Below are 18465 nucleotides of genomic sequence, written 5' to 3' on the forward strand. Positions count from 1 at the left end.
CATGGCGCTGACGGTATTGCGGTTCAATTTCGCCTCCCCGCAAGGAGACCCACGCACGCAGAGCCGGCTATTGTCGGCCGCGCTGGAACTGGCTCAGTGGGGTGAGTCCAGGGGCATCACGTCGGTGAGCGTCGACGAGCACCACGCCACCGGGCATGGCTGGAGCTCCAACCCGATCCTGGCTGCGGGCATGTTCCTGGCCCGCACCTCGACCCTGATCGCCAGTGTGGACTGCGCGCTCGGGCCGCTGTGGAATCCGGTCCGGCTCGCGGAGGACATCGCACTGGTGGACAACATGAGCCGCGGAAGGCTTTACACCACCGTGGGCCTCGGCTATCGCGACGTCGAATATGGCGCGCTCGGAGTGGATTTCAGCCAGCGCGGACAGCTGATGGACGACCTGATCACGCGGATGCTGTCGGTCTGGGCCGAAACGGGTACCTGGACCCGGCCGCATCCCATGCTGTTCGTCGGCGGCGGGGTGCGGGCCACCGCACGGCGGGCGGCGCGATTCGGTCTGCCGCTGAGCCTGGTTGACCATCTCCCCGAGATCGCCGGCTACTACCGCGAACTGTGTGAGCAGAAGGGCACCACGCCGATCGTCCTGATGCCCGGGGCGGTCAACCGCGGCATGGTCTATCTGCACGAAGATCCCGACCAGGCCTGGGCCGAGTTGGGCGAGCACATTCTCTGGGAAGCAGTCACATACGGCGGTTGGTCGGTGGATCAGCGCTCACTCATGCATCTGCCGGGAGTTCGCACGCTGGAGGAGGTCAGGGAGTCGGGGCGGTACCGCATCCTGACGCCCGAGCAGCTCATCGCCGAGATCCGCGGCGCCGACCAGTATGGGCCGCTCGTCATGCATCCCCTGGTCGGTGGCATGCCGGTGGACGAGGCATGGAAGTCCGTCGAGCTGCTCACCGACAAGGTGCTGCCCGCGCTGGTCTGAGTCTGCTGTTGGCGGCTTGATCCCCGCCTGTCCCTGCGAATACCAGGATCGACAAGGTCTGGCTGGCAGCCCAATTGGTGGAATGAGCGACGGATATCGGGTGGTTGTTGGGTCCATCGACAATGAACACCAGTTGAGAGGACCGCGCAATGGCCATCATCCGTTTCCACGAGACGACCACCGCAACACCCGAGCAGTTCGTCGCCGGGCTGACCGATTTTGGGCCCGGTAGATCGACGCTCTTCAAGAACAGCGCCGATGGTTACCTCAAAGTGCACAGCCTGGGGCCGCATGAGGCTGATGTAACGGAGGGTTCGGGTGGCGTTTGGGAACGTCTGCACTACGACTGGTCAAATCCGGAGTACGTGGTCCTCACGACCGTCGATTCCAATCTCTTCGGTGGCGCTTCGGGACACACCTATACGCTGACGCCCCAGCCCGATGGTACGACCGAGATCGACGCCGTGCTGGTGCGCGAGGGCAAGAATCTCAGAGGACGAATTGTCGCGGGCGTGCTCGGCACGGTGGGAAAGCGCTCGCTGGCCAAGGCGTTCAGTAACAGCGTCAAGGCCATCGAGGCTCGCGCGGCCGTCCAGGGATGAGCGGCGACCCGTAGCGGCGTCGCGATAGTCAATACGCGAGGCCAGGGGCGTGACAGCATTACGAGTCGGGAATGACGCTCTGGAACCCGAACCGCCCTCAGATCTGGATCCGACTGAAGGAGCATCAGGAAGATGGCAACGATGCGGTGTGTCGTCGCCGAGACGGTGGGCGAGCCGTCCGAGGTTCTGCGCCTGCAGGCCCGCCCGATTCCGGAACCCGGTCCCGGCCAAGTTCGGATCCGCGTGGCCGCGGTGCCTGTCGAGGCCAGCGATCTGCACACCATCCGCGGCAGATACGGATTCACCCCGGAGTTCCCCGCAGTACCCGGAATCGAATCTGTCGGTTTCATCGACGAAATCGGCAGCGACACAGAAGGTCTGACGGTCGGGCAGCGCGTCGTGACGATCGGTGTCACCGGCACGTGGCAGGAGTATGTCGTTGCCGATGCCGAGCGGGTCTTGCCGGTTCCCGCCGGGATGAGTATGTCGACGTCCGCCCAGCTTCTCAGCAATCCGCTCACCGCGGTGATCTTGACCGGCGACGTGCTCGACGTCCGGCCGGGGGAGTGGCTGCTGCAGACGGCGGCCGGTTCAACCGTCGGCCAGTTGGTCATCCAGCTCGGAACACACGTCGGCTTCAAGACCCTCAACGTGGTGCGCCGTCGATCCGCTGTCGAGGACATCCTCGCGTTGGGCGGCACGGCGGTGATCTGCACCGAGGATGAGGACCTGCGTGAACGGGTGGCCGACATCGCGGGCCAGGGCGGCGTGTCCAAGGCGATCGACTGCGTCAGCGGTCAGGTGGGTGCGGACGTGTCGCGGGCTCTGGCGCCGGGTGGTGAGCTGGTGGTCTACGGTGCACTGTCCACGCATCGCCAGACGGATCCCGAAAAACTCACCGTTCCGATCTTCGCGCGCTCACTGATCTACGAAACCAAGTCCGTTCGGGGATTCTGGCTGTTTCGCTGGCTCACCGAGACCCCGAAAGATCGCATGGCCGCGACGATCAACCGGACGGTTCAACTCGCTGCCAGCGGGGCCCTGCGCGTTCCGGAGGGCCAGCCGATCCCGGTCGAAAAGTTCAGCGATGCTGTCTTTCTGGCCGAAGCTCCCCAGCACGGAGGTAAGCCGTTGCTGGTGTTCGAGCCAAAGGTGATCCCCGCCGGATAATCACCGAATGACTGGAAGGTGACTACAAGACGTATTCCAGGTGAATCATTCGCAGTGACCTGGAATCGTCGCGTGCTCCATGGTCCCCTCGTGACGTTGATTTCACGGGAATTCGGAAGCGGACACATCTCTGCCCCGACAGTCGGGTCAGAGATGGTCGCGGTGTTCAACCCCCAGCCGCGCATGGCTCCGCCCGCGCCCTCCCCGGTTGACTGTTCCAAGCCCGTGCACAGCGCTGACGTTGCTCAATCCCGGCTGTTCGAGGATATTCTGATCGGCGAAATCGCCGAGCTGCGCGACCTTCTCGTCGCCGCCGAACTCCGGTGGCGACGCCTTCGCGAACGCAGCCGAGTGGCCGAAGCGCCGATGCCGGAAGCGCTGGTCCGGTTGTACGCGCGCATCGCCGAGGCCGAGCGTCTACTGGTCCAGCTCCGGGGCCGGTTCGGCAACGACGGAGATTCACTTCGGGTGATTTAGTCTGCGGCCCCGCCGGCCCCGCCGGGGACGCCGGCGGGCCCGGGAACTGTACTGACCTGATAGTGCGCGATCCGCCAGCCCACATCGGCACGGGTGATCAGGACGCTGAGGTTCAGCGGGATCACCGTGCCGTCGGGTCGGGTGAAGTCTGCGCGCAGATAGCCGAGGACGACATCCTCGGCCGGCCGGCGGATCTCGTCGATCCGGTAGTCGACGGTCAGCCCGACCGGCTGGGAGTCGTAGTAATCGAACACTCCCAGCGGGCCGACACTGTAGGGATGTAGCCCTTGGAAGATCCCGTCCTCGGTGAACACGTCGGCCACCCGCTGGGAATCGTGGGCAGCGATGCCGGCCTGCCACTCGTCGAGGACATCTCGGAGGACCCGCGCGGCCTCATCAATGCCCGGCACTTTGACCTCCATCGACGTGCAGGATCTCACCGGTGACAAACCCGGCCTGCTCCAAGTACAGCACTGCGTTGACGACATCGTCGATGTCGCCCATGCGGCCGACCGGATGCAGGGCCGACAGAAACTCATGGGTTTCCGGTGAGTGCATGGGGGTGCGGATGGTGCCCAGCGCGACGGCATTGGACCGGATGCCCCGCGACGCGTACTCGATGGCCAGCGCTTTGGTGGCTGCGTTCAGCCCGCCCTTGGTCAGGGACGCCAGCACCGAGGGCACCTGCGAGTTCGCATGGTCGACGAGGCTCGTGGAGATGCTCACCACGTGGCCGCCTTCGCCGTGCGACTCGATCGCGGCGATCCCGGCTCGAGTCAGCTCGAAGAATCCACGCTGGTTCACCCCGGTGACGGCGTCGTAGTCGTCGTCGGTGTACTCGGTGAACGGTTTGGCGATGAAGATGCCCGCGTTGTTCACGATGGTGTCGACACGGCCGAAGCGCTCGACGGCGACGTCGATCACCCGCTTGCCCACTCCGGGCTGCCCGATGTCACCCGGTGCCGCGAGCACCATCGGGTCGTCGCTCTCGCCGATATTGCGGGAGTTGGCAACGACGGCATAGCCCAGCTTGCGGTAGCCCGCTACCAGGCCTTCGCCGATGCCTTGGGAAGCGCCGGTGATGACTGCGACGCGTGGTGAGGTGTTCATTGGGGTGGTCCCTTCTGGTCGGATGTACTGCTCAACGCATTCGCGGGCGCGGTGATGTCCGAACGGTGTGACCGGATAGCTCGTTTCTGAGAGGTTCCGCCTACTACGCTCGTTCGGTGGAACTGCGCCAGTTGCGGTATTTCGTGACCGTCGCCGAGGAGCTGAACTTCGGGCGCGCAGCAGAGCGCCTGCGTATCGCCGGCCCGTCGCTCTCCCAACAGATCAAGGCGCTGGAACGCGACCTCAAGGTGCAGCTGTTCGACCGTGATCGCCGATCCGTCGCACTCACCGCGGCCGGTACCGCCCTTCTGCCGGGCGCGCGGGCGCTGATCCAGCAGGCTGATGAATTGCGCAGGAGCGCAACGGGGATGGCGATGACAGAGCCGGTGCGGGTCGGGTACGTGAACTGGTGTCCGGGTGATCTGGCGGAGCGAGCGGCCGGACTGGCGCAGCTGCGGGTGGACACCTGGGTGATGCCGTCGCACACCCAGGCCGGGCGGGTCGCCGACGGCAGCCTGGACCTCGCGATCTGCTGGGTGCAGACCGGCGACCTCGACGCGTTGGGGCTCGACGCCCGATTGATGGGCGTCGACAGGTTGTACGCCCTGTCCGCGGGGGTGGACGAGACGCCGGTGAAGGCCTCCGATGTGCTGGTGCTGGTGGATGCCGACGCCGCCAGCTGGTCGTCGTGGAACCGGTACGGGGAGCAGTTCGCGGCCGACACAGGGGCGCGCGTCATGCGCACCGACGACGGCGGCGTCACCGGGCCGACCTTCTTCGAGCACGTCCGGGAATTGCGGCGGCCGGTGCTCAACAACCCCAAGGGGCAGGACGCGCCGTTGCCCAAGGACCTGGTCCGGCGTCCGGTGCTGGCGCCGGTGCCGCTGTGGACGTGGTCACTGGTCTGGCGCCGCGACGAGGACAGTGCGGCCGTGCGCGCCGTGATCGACGCGTTCACCAGCGGTGTCGGGGACCTCGGGATCCGTGACACCGGAGCGTGGTTGCCCGCCGACGACCCGCATCGAGATCGCGGCGACGGCGGCGAGTAGCACCACAAGTGCGCCTGCAGCCAGTGCGATCCGAAACCCGTTGTGCACGAACGGTGACACCGCAACCGGTCCGATGATCTGGCCGACGGAGTAGCCCGCGGTCAACAGCGCGACAGCTCCCGGGAACTGCAGCAGCCGACCGGCAGCCAGTGCCAGCGTGCTGATTCCGATGAAAGTGCCGCCGAACAGCACGGCGCCGATCAGTGCCGCGAGGCCGGTTCCGGCGCACGCGAGCCCGATTCCACCGGCCTGCAGCAGCAGCGCCCCGGTGAGCAGCACGGGGTGGGAGAAACGGGAACTCAACCGTGCCCACAACGCGGCCGACGGAATCGCTGCCAGTCCGACCACGAGCCACGCACCGGTGCCCAGCCGGCCCGGCGACTGCTGCGCGATGGCGGCCACCAGAAAGGTGCCGGCGATGATGTACCCGACGCCTTCGAGGGTGTAGCTGCCGAAGAGCAGGGCGAATGGACGCCGCGTCGTTTTTCGTTGGTCGGCAGGAGCTTTCACGTCGGTCGTCGTTGTGGCGGGGCGCATGAACCAAGCGGCGACGCTCAACGCCGCGGTGAGCCCGGCGGCCAGCCACCACGCTCCCTGCCACCCGGCCCGTGGCGGTAGTCCGAACACCAGCGCGGCCGACAAGGCGATGCCGACGCCGACCCCGCCGAAGGCCCAACCCGGGAGGTGCGGAGGATGGCCGTGCAGATGATCCAGCACCGTGTTGATGGCGATGACGAACACCAGGGCACTGGCCACCCCGGCGACCAGGCGCAGCACCATCCAACCGAAGGCATTGCCGGTCAAAGGCATCGCCGCCAGGCTGACCACCAGCACGATGAGCGACGCCCGACACGCGGACATCGAACGGGATAGCCGGGCCGAGCACGCGCCGGCCACCGCGCCGACGAGATAGCCGACATAGTTGGCGGTGGCCAGGTGGCCCGCCGCCGAGGTGCTGAGGCCGGCGTGCGCGGTCATCAACGGCAGGATCGGGGTGTAGACGAAACGTCCGATCCCCATCGCGGCGGCCAGGATTGCCGCGGTCCGTGCGACGTGTATCCAGGGGGCTGTGGGCATCGTTACAGGGTGTCGCGGGCGCGGCCTGACGCGCCACGATCGACTGCCTTCTAGCTGGGAGGCCGATCCTCCCAAGGGTTGTATCGCGAAGGTCTCAGCCGTCGAACACCAGGAAGGGTGTGTTGCCGACATCCGCGAGCAACGCCTCGATGAGTTGGGCGTAGCGCTTGTCGCTGAGATGGCGAACGCGCGTACCTGAAGTCCTGTCGATGTCCTAGGAAAACCGGATATCGCTCAGATCGATGGCGACCATGAGCTCGTCGGGCAGGATCTGTCCTGCCGAATCGCACCGGTACGCCCGGCGCTTCGTCGGGACCTTGATGCCGTCGGCCTCGACGTGGTCGTCGGTGTAGTGCATGGTGGCGAACCCGCCGGCCACGTCGACCCGATAGTCGTGACGTCGGATCAGGTGGTTGGAGTCGAAATAGAACTCCTCCACCGGACTGTGGCTGGCGATGTGCGGGGGATAGTGCACCCGCAGGCCGCGCCACGTCTCGCCGCGGTCGGTGACCGGGTCGATCTCTTCGACCGAGAAGCCCGGCAACGACATCAGGAACGGCGCCGTCAGATAGTTCCACAGCGCGTAACCGTTGAAGTAAGCGCGCTGCAGCGGAGTCCACGGGGTTTCCAGCTCGTGGCCGGCGAATGACTCACGAGGACTGGGCAGCTCGGCGATGACGCGGCCGTCGAGCTTCTCGATCGCGACGCGACCGGGCGTGAAGTCGGTCTTCTGGTCGGGTGCGCCGAACGGCTGCACCGAAGCCCACTGCGTTTGCAGGCTGACGGCCATCCGCCGAGGTACGGCGTCCTGTGGCTGGCCTTTGAGCGCCCAGAGCTTGCCTCCGGTCACGATCGTCGCCTCGACGTGCGAAAACTCGTTCCGGCGCGCCACGCCGCCATGGGCGTCCAATACTTCCGCTACCAAGTTGGTCATCTCAACCTCGTCAGTCTGGTGGGAACAGGGTAATCGCCGCACCCCACAGTGCACCCGGATTGATCCGGTCGGGGTGGATGGCGAGCATGTCGCGGTAGAAATCGTCGGCGCCGGTGGATGATTCGATCAGCCGGCGGGCATCGGTCAAGTAACGCCGGGTGGCGTCGAGCTGCGACGGTTCGTCGGGTGCGTCGGGATTCTTGTGGCCGGCGATCACGGTGGCCGGCATCAGGCTCTCGGCAATGTCCAGTGCGGCCAGCCACTCGTCGAGTCCCGCCACGCCGCCGGATTCGGTGAGATACAGATGCACACCGTTGTAGACGACATCCCCGGCGACGAGCAGGCCGGTGCTGGGGACATACAGCATGGTCGTGGCGTCGGTGTCGGTGTGGCCGACTTCGACCGGCAGCAGTCGCTGGCCTTCGAGTTCGAACCCGCCTTCGTCGGCGATCCTGACGTCGACGTTGCCGGTCGGCAATTCCCCGGGAAAGACCGTGTCCCAGAAAGAGGCTCGAAACTCCGGTGAGTTCTGCGCGGTCATGTGCGCGCAGGTGCCCGCCGTGGCGTACACCTGCGCGCCCGGGAAACGCCGGAGCAGCGGGATGGCGCCGAACCAGTGGTCGCCGTGCCCGTGCGTGACGTAGATCCCGGTCAGCCGCCGGCCGGACGCCTCGATCCAGTCGCCGACCTCGGCTGCCTGCCTGATGGTCAGGGGCGGGTCGACCAGGATCGCGTCGCGGGAACCGGTGATCAGCGTCGACGCGATCGGCGACCACATCCGTCGGCTGCCGTCGGGGAGTGGGCCGCGGCCCGACTGCGGGATCTGTCCGGTGACGAAAACCCGGTGCTGTAAGGCGTTCATCGTGCCTCCTGGAGGAAATGCGTTGACGGGATCGCCCCGGCGAGGCGATCGCGAATCTCGGCGGAGAACCGCAACACGGCGCCCAGCGGCCGGTGGTGGATCGCGGCCGAGACGATGCGCCCCTCGGCGTTGCGCTCCAGGATCGTGATGCCCCGGATCGCGATGCCGCCGAAAGCTGTTGCCCGCCATTGGATATAGCTCGTCGAACCGTCGCTGGTCTCAGCCGTGAACTCCAGCGTCTCGTAGATCGAGCTGGCGACGCCGAGCACGGTGGCGACCGCGTCCCGGCCGACGACGGGCTTCACCAGCGTGGTGGCATCGAGCTCCACATCGTCGGCGAACGTATCGGCGAAGCCGGCCTGCGACTGCTCGGCAAACGCCTGACGCCAGCCCGCGGCCGTTGCGCCGCCCGCGATCTCGTCGGTGAATGCCACGATGGCGGCCGCGATCTGGTCGGCGAACTCGACATGCGACCAGTGCCCGCCCCCGTCGATGACCTGTTGGCGGGGTTCCGGGAAGCGCGAGGTGATGGTGGCGATCAGGTCGGCGGTGACGAAGGCGTCTGCGCTGCCCCGGATCACCAGAACGGGTCTGGTGAAAGCACTGGTCGGCGGCGCATCCGGCACCCCGTTGTTCCAGACGTCCACGTAGCGGCTGACGACGTCCGGTCGCGCCGATACGCCGGCCCGGGTGAGCCGGTCGAGTTGTGCGTCGGTGAGGGCCGGGGACAGGCCGGATCGAGCCGTGCGCTGGGCAGCGGGATCGCCGCCCAAGGTCCGGAAGGGTGCGAGGGCTTATTCGGGGAGCCGGGTGCCGCCGAGGGGGACCGGGGTGATCAGCACCAGACCGGTGACCTTCCCGGCGTGGGCAGCAGCGACCAGTTCGGCGACCTGAGTGCCGAGGCTCTGCCCGACGACGATGACGTCAGAGTCGACGTCGTCGAGGAGCCGGCCGGCCTCGGCGGCCAGCGCTGTCAATGTCAGCTCAGCGGGCACGTCCCCGGCGCGGGTGCCGAAGCCCGGCAGCTGATAGCGGATGACGTCGACGTCATGGGGCAATTCGGAGACGAGGTCGTCCCAGACGTGCACGTCGTCGAGGAAGCCGTGGATGAGCAGCATGGTGTTCATTGCGCAGCCGCCTTCGTCGCGCCGGACGGTGACCAGTCGGCGGTGTCGATCGGGGAGTAGCCGGCGGCCTTGCCGTCGAGCCGTTCGGCGCGCTGGGTGGCCAGCGTCTCGGCGAGACCCTCGGGCAGCGGGGTGGTGAAGATGTTGTCGACCATCGTGTATTCGCCTGCGAGGCGACCGAAGGCGTTCAGCGCGCCGACGTCGATGCGCCCGCGCGACAGGTACAGGTCGTCGCGCACATGGATCCGCTTCACCCGGCCCCACACCACATGGTCGGGCAGCGGCGGCATCGGGATGATGCGGTCCACCACGCATTCGAATGAGATCGGCGCTTCGGCGATGCGGGGCGCCGCGATGGTCTCCGAAGGCGCTTTGGTCAGGCCCAGCGCCTCGAATTCATCGATACCGGAGTCGAATTCGAAAGCCGACCGGTGCACGGCATCGGCCTGGGCGATCGTGGCGACATTGACCACGAACTGGCCCGTGTCGCGGATGTTGACGAACGTGTCCTTGAGGGTGACGCCGTCCGAGCGCGGTTGCAGCGAGATGGACAGGATGGGTGGCATCCGCCCGACGACCGTGAAGAACGAGACCGGCGCGATATTGCCCACGTCCTCGGCCGAACTGGTGCTGACCCAGGCGATCGCGCGGGGCAGGACGCTGCCGATGAGCAGCTTGTAGCTGGATGTGGGATCCAGGTCGTCCGCATCGATGATCATGTGCTTTTTCCTTTTCGGGTGAGGGAATCAAGACAGCAGCGCTACGGCGCTGTACCAGACCGGGCCGACGTTGAGCCGGTCCGGGTAGAGCCGGATCATGTAGTCGAAAAACTCGCGAGGGCTGGGCTTTCCGGCGATCAGCCGCTGCGCGTCGAGCAGATAGTCGCGAGTCTCGGCAAGGATCGCCGGATCATCGGGAAGCTCCCTGTTCTTGTGCCCGGCCACCACGGCGCGAGGCTGTAGCTCGGCAACCTTGTTGAGTGCCTGCAGCCAGGCCTTGATTCCGCCGTGGGCGCTTTCCAGCAGGTATTGATGCACGCCGTTGTAGGCGACGTCGCCTGCCACCACCAACCCGATCGAGGGCACGTACAGCACCGTGGTGTCGTCGGTGTCGGTGTGGCCGACCTCGACCGGAACCAGACGCTCGCCCTCCAACATCAGCCCGTCGGTCGGAACAGGTTGGTAGACAACCGGGCTCGGCGGGATCTGGCCCGGGAAGTCGACGTCCCACATCTGAGCACGACCCTCGACGGCTTGCTGGTGCATCTTCGAGATGGTTCCTTCGGTGGCGTAGGCGACGGCGTCGGGGAACTGCTGCAGCAGCAGGTCGGTGCCGAACCAGTGATCGCCATGGCCGTGGGTGGCGTAGATGTATTTCAATGTCCTGCCGGACTTCTCGATCCAGTCGGCGGTACGGCGCACCTGATCGTGGGTGAACGGCGGATCCACGAGCACGGCGTCGTGCTCTCCTATGACGAGCGTGGACGCCACCGGCGAGGACACAATGGGACTGCCATCGGGCAGGCGCTGTTCACGATGGCGGGGCAAGCCGTCGTGGACCATTACCTCATAGCGCAGTGCGGTCATGATGTTTCCCTTCACAATTCGGATTGGGTGAGGTATTGCGCGAACCAGTCCCGCGCCGCGCCCGCGGCCTGATCGAACTGGCCCAGGTAGGGGTCGAAATGTCCGCCGGCGATGGTCACGAGCCGCTTGGGCTCAAGTGCCCGTTCGTAGGCCTGCAGGGCCAGATCGGTGACCGTGATGGTGTCCTGCAGGCCGACGATCATCAGCAGCGGCGTGGGGGATACCCGGTCGATCCAGGTGCCCGGCTCGTACATCCGCGCCGCGCGGGACGAGCGGATCGTCATGCTGTTGTGCCACGCGTTCTCCGGCGTCGTCGGCTGGGTGTAGAACGCGATCGCATCGGGGGACCGGTAGGCGGCCGGAACCGAAGGAGCGCTGCTCACCACCGCCTGCAGGGCCGGGGGATCGCCACGGAACTGGGCCCGCTCGTCCTCGATGAACTGGGCCTGCAGGTTGGCGACCTGATCGGGTGCCACGCGGCGCAGGCTCTGCTGGTAGCCGCTGATGGTGGGTACCTGTGCGACGACTGCCCGCAGTCTGCGATCGGTCGCACCGAGCACGATGGCGTGCCCGCCCGCGTAGCTGCTGCCCCAGACACCGATCCGGTCGGAGTCGACGTCCGGGCGGCTCTCCAGAAACGAGATGGCTCGCCGCCAGTCGGCGATCTGTACCCACGGGTCGATGTCGAATCGCGGTGACCCGTCGCTGGCGCCGAAACCCCGGTGGTCGTGTACCAGCACCACGAACCCCGCGTCGGCGAAGAGTCGGGCGAAGCGCTCCAACCCGTGCTCTTTGACCCCGGCGAACCCGTGCGCCATGGTGATGGCGGGATGTGGACCCGGAGACTCCGGTTGGAACAACCAGCCGCGTAGCGTCACTCCGCCTTCGGCGGTGAACTCGATGTCCTGTCGTTCGGTCATGCTTCCACCTTCGGACCGCCCGAAGTGCCGTGGGAACGCCACGTTGATCCTGGTATTGGCGGGGACAGGCTTACGCTCATCAGGTGGTGAAGAGCAACGCCCTGGGCGACTACCTCCGATCGCGGCGCGAGCAGGTGCGTCCCGAGGATGTAGGCCTTCTCGGCGGTGCCCGACGGCGGGTTGCCGGGCTGCGCCGCGAGGAGCTGGCCCTAGTGGCCGGGATCAGTTCCGACTACTACCTGCGGCTGGAACAAGGCCGTGACAAGAATCCCTCCGCGCAGGTGCTCGAAGCGCTCGCACGTGCGCTGCAACTGGACATCAAGGGCACCGAATACCTGCACCAGCTCGCCGGGCAGACCGGAACACGTTGGGAACAGAGTGATCTCGAGAAAGCTGCCGACGGACTCGATGAGCTGATCGACCAGTTCCCGATGCCGGCGATCGTCGCCAACAGGTACCAGGATGTGCTGGCCGCCAATCCGGTTGCCCGGGCGCTGGCGCCGGCGTTCCAGCCCGGACAGAACTTCCTGAAATGGCGCCTACTGGATCCCGCCGCGCGGGAGTTTTTCGTCGACTGGGACGAGGCCACCGACATCGCGGTCAGTGGGCTGCGCGAAGTCGCGGGCAGTACTCCAGACGATCCGCGGCTGCACCGGATAATCGACGAACTGTCTTCTGTCAGTGAACGATTCCGTGAGCTCTGGGCGCGGGCCGACGTCGGGTACCGCCCGGGTATCACCCATGTGCGTCATCCACGGGTGGGCGAGATGTACCTGCAACGCAATCGCCTGCACGTACCCCATTCAGGTGGGCAGCACCTGATCATCTTTCGCGCCGAGCCGGGCAGCGCCTCAGCGAAGGCCCTTGACGAGCTCCGTTCGGGATAGCTGCTGAGCCTGCTCCTGCCGCTCCCAGGATCGGCGGGGTGTCCCCAGCCGGTTCGGGCTCGCGCCACGGTGGAGATGTCCATCGATCAGCGCACTGGAGGAACCGACATGGGAACCGCTTTGGAATCAAGCTATGCCACCGCCACCAACAAGGTGGTCACCGCAGCCAATGGGGTGGAGTACGCCTACCGGGAGGTAGGCGCCGGCGCACACCCCGACGCGACACCACTGGTGCTGCTGCAGCACTTCCGCGGCAACCTCGACAACTGGGACCCCGCCCTCGTCGACGCCCTGGCGGTGAACCGCCGGGTGGTGGCCTTCGACAATGTCGGCGTCGGGGGATCGTCCGGAACGACGCCGGACACCGTCGAGCAGATGGCACGCGACGCCATCGCGTTCATCACGTCGCTAGGCCTGACCCGCGTCGATGTCCTGGGCTTCTCGATAGGCAGCTTCGTCGCGCAGGAGATCGCACTGATCCGGCCCGCGCTGGTCAGCCGATTGGTGCTGGCATCGTCAGCCCCGCGCGGTGCTGCGGGCATGCACGGATGGGCGCCGGAAGTAGTTGCGGCGGTGGGGCAGCCGGAGCCCGATCCGGCCGGCTACCTCGACGTGTTCTTCAGCCCGTCGCCGTCGAGCCGGGCGACGGGCCAGGAGGTGCTTGGCCGGGTATTCGCCCGTACCTTCACCCATCCCGAGGATGCCGATGCGCCCGCCAGCTGGGCGACCATGCAGGCGCAGTATGACGCAGTCAGCACCTGGGGGATTCCCGATCATGCTGCCCTGCAAAGAGTCAGCGCGATCAGCGCGCCGGTGTTCATCGTCAACGGCGACAGCGATCCGATGATTCTGCCGCACTTCAGCCATCTGCTGGCCGGGCTGATCCCGCAGGCCAACGTCAAGATCTATCCCGATTCGGCGCACGGCTTCCTGTTCCAGCACCACGACGAATTCGCTGCCGACACCGCAGCCTTCCTCGACGCGGTGTAGCCGAAACTCACCCTGTCCCTACGGGTACCAGGATCTCCGCGGCCTTCCAACAGCCGAGGCGCAGCCGCAGTGTTGGTGTGGCACCTACCCCGTCATCAAAGGAGCTGAAAAGAAATGAAACTGCTCGACGAAGTCATCGCCGCCCATGGGGGATTGGATCGCTGGAAGCAGGTCGATTCCATCCGCATTCACCAGATCATCGGCGGCGGGTTATGGAAGCTCAAGGGTGTCGACGGCATCCTCGACGACTCGATCGTTGAGATCGAGCCCAAGAGTCAACGAGCCTGGCACAGCCCCCTGCCGCGGCCAGGATTTCATTCTTCGTACAGCCCGCAGCAGGTGCTGATCGAAACCGACGGGGCGTCACCACAGGTCGTGGAGACCCTGACGTCGCCTCGCGAATCCTTCGACGGGCACACGCTCGAGACCCCGTGGACGCCGCTCCAACTGGCTTACTTCGCCGGATATGCGATGTGGACCTACCTGTCCGAGCCGTACTCCCTGACCTTCCCCGGTGTGTACACCGAGGAGCTCGGTGAATGGAGCGAGGACGGGGAGACGTGGCGACGGCTGGCTGTGCGTTACCCCGACAGCATCGCCACGCACAGCACCGATCAAACCCTCTACGTCGATTCGGACGGCCTGATCCGCCGCCGCGACTACGACGTCGACATCGCCGGCAACTCCCCGGCTGCCCACTATTCCGAGAACCACCTGATGGTCGACGGCATCGTGTTGCCGATGAATCGCATCGTCTACGTCCGCGACGATGCCGGCCAACCGCGGCGCGAGATGGTCACCGTGACCATCGACATCGACGACGTCACGGTCAGCTGAGCGTGACCGGCCGCGCGTCGGAGGTCGCGCACCCGGGATACATATCGCGACCCACGCCTACGCGGCCGCCGGAGGTGGCACGATTCTGGGTATGGAGAAGATCTCGCTCACCGCGATTGCCCGTCAGCAGTTGGCCTCAGCCCGCACGGCCAACAGTGGACGCAGTGCCCATACCGTCTACGGCGGGCATGAGCACCAACTGCGCCAAACACTGATCGCGATGACCGAGGGCACCGGGCTCGACGAGCACGAGAGCCCGGGCGAAGCCACGCTGCAGGTGATCGAGGGCCGGGTCAAGCTGGCCAATTCCGAGGCCAGCTGGGAAGGTTCGCCCGGCGATCACATCGTGATCCCGCGCACCCGGCACAGCCTGCAGGCGCTCACCGATTCGGTGGTGCTGCTCACCGTCGTCAAGGTCATGGGGCCGCACACCTGAGACAGTTCGAGCTCGGCGCTGGAGGACGCGATCAGCGGTGGCCGAGCACGTTGACCACGTTGCCCGCCGCGTCGACGTCGATCGAAACCGACGGATTCACCGGAGCGGTGGCGTCCTTGGTCATCAGGCTCACCTGGTGTACACCGCGGCGGCCGTTGCGGCGTCGGACACCGTGAGCACTGGCATCACCCGCCGCACTGTCATATGGCCGGCCCCAACAGATCGTCGGCGTCCTTGATGACGTAGCCGTAGCCCTGCTCGGCCAGGAAGCGTTGCCGGTGGGCGGCGTACTCCGCGTCCAACGAATCGCGTGAGACCACCGAGTAGAACACCGCACCGCCGCCGTTGGCCTTGGGCCGCAACAGCCGGCCCAACCGCTGCGCCTCTTCCTGGCGGGAGCCGAAAGTGCCTGAAACCTGAACGGCGACAGACGCTTCCGGCAGGTCGATGGAGAAGTTCGCCACCTTGCTGACCACCAGCGTGGAGATCTCACCCCGGCGGAATGCGTCGAACAGCGCCTCGCGCTCGGAGTTCTTCGTCGACCCCTGGATCACCGGGGCATCCAGTTCCTCGCCCAGTTCCTCCAACTGGTCCAGGTAGGCGCCGATCACCAGGGTCGGTTCGCCGGGATGGCGCTCCAGGATCGAGCGGACCACCGCGATCTTGGTGTGCACCGTCGAGCACAGCTTGTAGCGCTCCTCGGGCTCGGCGGTGGCGTAGAGCATGCGCTCGTTGTCGGTCATCGTCACGCGCACCTCGATGCACTCGGCGGGGGCGATCCAGCCCTGGGCCTCGATGTCCTTCCACGGCGCGTCATAGCGCTTCGGCCCGATCAGTGAGAACACGTCACCTTCGCGGCCGTCTTCGCGGATCAGCGTCGCCGTCAGGCCCAGCCGCCGCCGGGACTGCAGATCAGCGGTCATCCGGAACACCGGTGCCGGCAGCAGGTGCACCTCGTCGTAGATGATCAGCCCCCAGTCGCGGGTGTCGAAGATCTCCAGGTGCTTGTACTCGCCCTTCGTGCGGCGGGTGATCACCTGGTACGTCGCGATGGTGACCGGCCGGATCTCCTTCTTCTCACCCGAGTACTCGCCGATCTCGTCCTCGGTCAGCGAGGTGCGGGCCACCAGTTCGCGTTTCCACTGCCGCCCGGCCACGGTGTTGGTGACCAGGATCAGCGTCGTCGCCCCGGCCTTGGCCATCGCCGCCGCCCCGACCAGCGTCTTACCGGCCCCGCACGGCAGCACCACCACACCGGAGCCGCCCGCCCAGAACGAGTCGGTGGCCATCTGCTGGTAATCACGCAACACCCAGCCGTCCTCGGCCAACGAGATCGGATGCGCCTCGCCGTCGACGTAGCCGGCCAGGTCCTCGGCCGGCCAGCCGATCTTGAGCAGCATCTGCTTGACCCGGCCGCGCTCGCTGTTGTGCACGATCACGGTGTCGTTGTCGATGCGGGCGCCCAGCATCGGGGCGATCTTCTTGTTGCGCAGCACCTCCTCGAGCACCGCGCGGTCCAGGCTGATCAGCATCAATCCGTGTGCCGGGTGCTTGACGAGCTGGAGCCGCCCGTAGCGGCCCATGGTGTCGACGATGTCGACCAGCAGTGGCTGCGGCACCGGGTAGCGCGAGAAGCTGACCAGCGCATCGACCACCTGCTCGGCGTCGTGGCCCGCCGCGCGGGCGTTCCACAGTGCCAACGGGGTGATGCGGTAGGTGTGCACGTGCTCGGGGGCGCGTTCCAGCTCGGCGAACGGTGCGATGGCGGCACGGGCCGCCCCGGCCTGCTCGTGGTCGACCTCGAGCAGCACCGTCTTGTCGGACTGCACGATCAGTGGGCCGTCAGTCATTCGCGTGGTCCCATCCACTCATCGCGCTCATCGCGGGAGAATTCATCGGAGCCCATTATCCCGAATCGGCCGACACGCGCATTCGGCGCCGTGCATCGGAGCCGGATCAGCGTGGCGCAGCCGTCGGCGCCGGTGGCGGCGCGCCACCGGCCGGGAGGGGTACCTGCGGCACCCCGGGCGTTCCGACCGCACCGGCCAGCCACGGTAGGGCGGTGGTGAGCACCTCTTCGGCGAACGGCCAGTCATGCTTGCCCGGCAGCGCCGTGATCGCGCAGGAGATGCCGCGGCTGCGGCCCAGGTCGCACAGGGTGTGCGCGGCCTCGGTCTGATCACCGGGGTTGCCCCCGGCGTCCTGCCCGCCGAGGCCGACCGCATCGGGATTCACCGGATGCGCCCCGCGTTTGACCGGGGCATCCGAGGAGATCACGAACCAGCCGGACACCCCCTGGTACGTGCCGTGCCGGTCGATCACGGTGGCCGGGTCGAAGGTGGCCCAGGCGGCGGCGTCCCCGCCGTACAGGCGGGCGATGGTCTGCTCCTTCGTCCCCGCATTCGGGCCGGTGTCCCCGGCGATGTCGACAAATGAACTGAACAACTCGGGATGCATCACGGCCAGATCCACCGCACAGGTTCCGCCCATCGACCAGCCGACCACACCCCAGCCGGTGTCGCGTACGCCGAAGGTACTGGTGAGATAGGGCGGCACATCCTTGGTGAGGTGGTCGGCGACGTTCCCGCGCGGACCGTTGACGCATTCGGTGTCGTTGTTGAACGAGCCGCCGACGTCGACGAAGACGAACACCGGGGTGTTGCCGCCGTGCTCGGCGGCGAAGGCGTCGATGGTGGCCATCGCGTTGCCGCTGCGCGCCCAATCGGCCGGGGTGTTGAACTCCCCGGCGATCATCATCACCACGGGAAGCTCGGGTGCCGATGGGGCAAACCAGGCCGGCGGCAGGTACACCAGTTCGTCGCGATGTTTGAAGCCGGACTCGTCGGCGGGGATCGTGACGGACACCAGCTCGCCGTGGGACGGGATCTCACCTCGCCGGCGCTGGTCGAGAGCGGTGGCCAGATCTGTCTCACCCGGCAGCGGTCCCGCCGTCACCTCGTTCCACAATGCGGTGACCGTAGGAAAGTAGCCGACCCAGAGATTGACCGCGACGCCCACGCTGAGCAGGCACAACGGAACCGCGGCCACCGAAGCGGTGCGGCGCCGCCAGCGGCTGCCACGCCAGCCCAGTGCCACCACGGCCACAGCCAATCCGGTCAGCCCGATCCAGATCCACAGCGCCGCCGGTGCAGGATCGCCTGCGAGCCCCTGTGAATGGACGAACCAGCGGGCCCACGCCGTCAGGCCCAGACCGACCGCGATCGCACACGGTAACCAGATCAGACGCCAGCGCCGGGTGCGCCATCCGATCGCCGCGATCAGAGCCACGGCCGCGATCGCCTGCAACGTCGGCGGCAGCCACCCGTGCAGCAGCGACACTCCCCGGTACGCGGGCGGCACCTGATCCGCGGCCATCAACATCGTTGTCACATCGCCATATTCGTGAACCGCTCTGTGAGCAGGCTGTGTTTCCCTGTGCCGGGTGCCAGCCT

The 18465-nt window shown here is 66.6% G+C and carries 20 protein-coding genes and 1 pseudogene; 9 read left to right on the forward strand and 12 right to left on the reverse strand.

What is annotated here, in order from left to right:
* Window position 1 precedes the first annotated feature (1 nt).
* The 4 genes from AB0I14_RS19485 (at window position 2) to AB0I14_RS19500 (ending at window position 3198) form a co-directional block, all read left to right on the forward strand.
* Entirely contained in the window at window positions 2-949 is a 948-nt protein-coding gene (locus tag AB0I14_RS19485) for an LLM class flavin-dependent oxidoreductase (RefSeq protein WP_358024969.1), read from the forward strand.
* A gap of 149 nt (window positions 950-1098) precedes the next feature.
* Entirely contained in the window at window positions 1099-1551 is a 453-nt protein-coding gene (locus tag AB0I14_RS19490; protein ID WP_358024971.1) for a hypothetical protein, read from the forward strand.
* Between the two features lie 132 nt (window positions 1552-1683).
* Window positions 1684-2721, forward strand: coding sequence for a zinc-dependent alcohol dehydrogenase family protein (locus AB0I14_RS19495; RefSeq protein WP_358024973.1), 1038 nt, complete (start codon window positions 1684-1686; stop codon window positions 2719-2721).
* A 153-nt stretch (window positions 2722-2874) separates the two neighbouring features.
* Window positions 2875-3198 carry a hypothetical protein gene (locus AB0I14_RS19500; RefSeq protein WP_358024975.1) on the forward strand — a complete coding sequence of 108 codons (324 nt, stop codon included), beginning with the start codon at window positions 2875-2877 and terminating at the stop codon, window positions 3196-3198.
* Here AB0I14_RS19500 and AB0I14_RS19505 read toward each other — a convergent pair.
* Together AB0I14_RS19505 and AB0I14_RS19510 are read right to left on the reverse strand one after the other, a co-directional pair.
* A complete protein-coding gene (locus AB0I14_RS19505; RefSeq protein WP_358024977.1) occupies window positions 3195-3620 on the reverse strand; it encodes an SgcJ/EcaC family oxidoreductase in 426 nt (141 codons plus the stop codon). The two genes, AB0I14_RS19500 and AB0I14_RS19505, sit on opposite strands and share 4 nt — an antisense overlap.
* A complete protein-coding gene (locus AB0I14_RS19510; protein ID WP_358024979.1) occupies window positions 3595-4308 on the reverse strand; it encodes an SDR family oxidoreductase in 714 nt (237 codons plus the stop codon). Before AB0I14_RS19510 ends, AB0I14_RS19505 begins: the two co-directional genes overlap by 26 nt.
* Before the next feature lie 116 nt (window positions 4309-4424).
* Here AB0I14_RS19510 and AB0I14_RS19515 point away from each other — a divergent pair, with 116 nt between their 5' ends.
* On the forward strand, window positions 4425-5357 hold the full coding sequence (locus tag AB0I14_RS19515; protein WP_358024981.1) for a LysR family transcriptional regulator: 933 nt from the start codon (window positions 4425-4427) through the stop codon (window positions 5355-5357).
* Between the two features lie 42 nt (window positions 5358-5399).
* Here the strand turns inward: AB0I14_RS19515 and AB0I14_RS19520 are convergent.
* From AB0I14_RS19520 to AB0I14_RS19555, 8 genes and pseudogenes are all read right to left on the reverse strand, one after another.
* Window positions 5400-6566, reverse strand: a pseudogene (locus AB0I14_RS19520) (YbfB/YjiJ family MFS transporter); the annotation flags it as partial.
* 82 nt (window positions 6567-6648) lie between these two features.
* Window positions 6649-7368, reverse strand: a complete 720-nt coding sequence (locus AB0I14_RS19525; RefSeq protein ID WP_358024982.1) for a hypothetical protein — start codon at window positions 7366-7368, stop codon at window positions 6649-6651.
* Window positions 7369-7378: 10 nt separating this feature from the next.
* Window positions 7379-8230, reverse strand: coding sequence for an MBL fold metallo-hydrolase (locus AB0I14_RS19530; RefSeq protein WP_358024983.1), 852 nt, complete (start codon window positions 8228-8230; stop codon window positions 7379-7381).
* Window positions 8227-9003, reverse strand: a complete 777-nt coding sequence (locus AB0I14_RS19535; RefSeq protein ID WP_358024984.1) for a nuclear transport factor 2 family protein — start codon at window positions 9001-9003, stop codon at window positions 8227-8229. Before AB0I14_RS19535 ends, AB0I14_RS19530 begins: the two co-directional genes overlap by 4 nt.
* Before the next feature lie 21 nt (window positions 9004-9024).
* The gene (locus tag AB0I14_RS19540; protein WP_358024986.1) at window positions 9025-9357 is read right to left on the reverse strand and encodes an alpha/beta fold hydrolase; all 333 of its coding nucleotides are present in this window, start codon (window positions 9355-9357) and stop codon (window positions 9025-9027) included.
* Window positions 9354-10076 carry a flavin reductase family protein gene (locus AB0I14_RS19545; protein WP_358024988.1) on the reverse strand — a complete coding sequence of 241 codons (723 nt, stop codon included), beginning with the start codon at window positions 10074-10076 and terminating at the stop codon, window positions 9354-9356. Before AB0I14_RS19545 ends, AB0I14_RS19540 begins: the two co-directional genes overlap by 4 nt.
* A gap of 27 nt (window positions 10077-10103) precedes the next feature.
* Window positions 10104-10943, reverse strand: a complete 840-nt coding sequence (locus AB0I14_RS19550) for an MBL fold metallo-hydrolase (RefSeq protein WP_358024990.1) — start codon at window positions 10941-10943, stop codon at window positions 10104-10106.
* A gap of 11 nt (window positions 10944-10954) precedes the next feature.
* Window positions 10955-11863: an alpha/beta hydrolase gene (locus AB0I14_RS19555; protein WP_358024992.1), complete on the reverse strand. Its 909-nt coding sequence runs from the start codon at window positions 11861-11863 to the stop codon at window positions 10955-10957.
* Window positions 11864-11946: 83 nt separating this feature from the next.
* Between AB0I14_RS19555 and AB0I14_RS19560 the strand changes: the two genes are divergently transcribed.
* The 4 genes from AB0I14_RS19560 to AB0I14_RS19575 all read left to right on the forward strand — a co-directional run bounded on the left by AB0I14_RS19560 (window position 11947) and on the right by AB0I14_RS19575 (window position 15013).
* Window positions 11947-12750, forward strand: a complete 804-nt coding sequence (locus AB0I14_RS19560; protein WP_358024994.1) for a helix-turn-helix transcriptional regulator — start codon at window positions 11947-11949, stop codon at window positions 12748-12750.
* A 108-nt stretch (window positions 12751-12858) separates the two neighbouring features.
* Window positions 12859-13740: an alpha/beta hydrolase gene (locus AB0I14_RS19565; RefSeq protein ID WP_358024996.1), complete on the forward strand. Its 882-nt coding sequence runs from the start codon at window positions 12859-12861 to the stop codon at window positions 13738-13740.
* A gap of 114 nt (window positions 13741-13854) precedes the next feature.
* Entirely contained in the window at window positions 13855-14577 is a 723-nt protein-coding gene (locus AB0I14_RS19570) for a hypothetical protein (protein WP_358024998.1), read from the forward strand.
* 91 nt (window positions 14578-14668) lie between these two features.
* On the forward strand, window positions 14669-15013 hold the full coding sequence (locus AB0I14_RS19575; protein WP_358025000.1) for a cupin domain-containing protein: 345 nt from the start codon (window positions 14669-14671) through the stop codon (window positions 15011-15013).
* A gap of 200 nt (window positions 15014-15213) precedes the next feature.
* On the opposite strand, the gene AB0I14_RS19580 is transcribed toward AB0I14_RS19575, so the two are convergent.
* Both AB0I14_RS19580 and AB0I14_RS19585 read right to left on the reverse strand, forming a co-directional pair.
* Entirely contained in the window at window positions 15214-16863 is a 1650-nt protein-coding gene (locus AB0I14_RS19580; protein ID WP_358025002.1) for a DNA repair helicase XPB, read from the reverse strand.
* 106 nt (window positions 16864-16969) lie between these two features.
* Window positions 16970-18394: an alpha/beta hydrolase-fold protein gene (locus AB0I14_RS19585; RefSeq protein ID WP_358025478.1), complete on the reverse strand. Its 1425-nt coding sequence runs from the start codon at window positions 18392-18394 to the stop codon at window positions 16970-16972.
* Window positions 18395-18465 lie beyond the last annotated feature (71 nt).

The organism is Mycobacterium sp. NPDC050441 (assembly GCF_040655355.1).
GTDB lineage: Bacteria > Actinomycetota > Actinomycetes > Mycobacteriales > Mycobacteriaceae > Mycobacterium.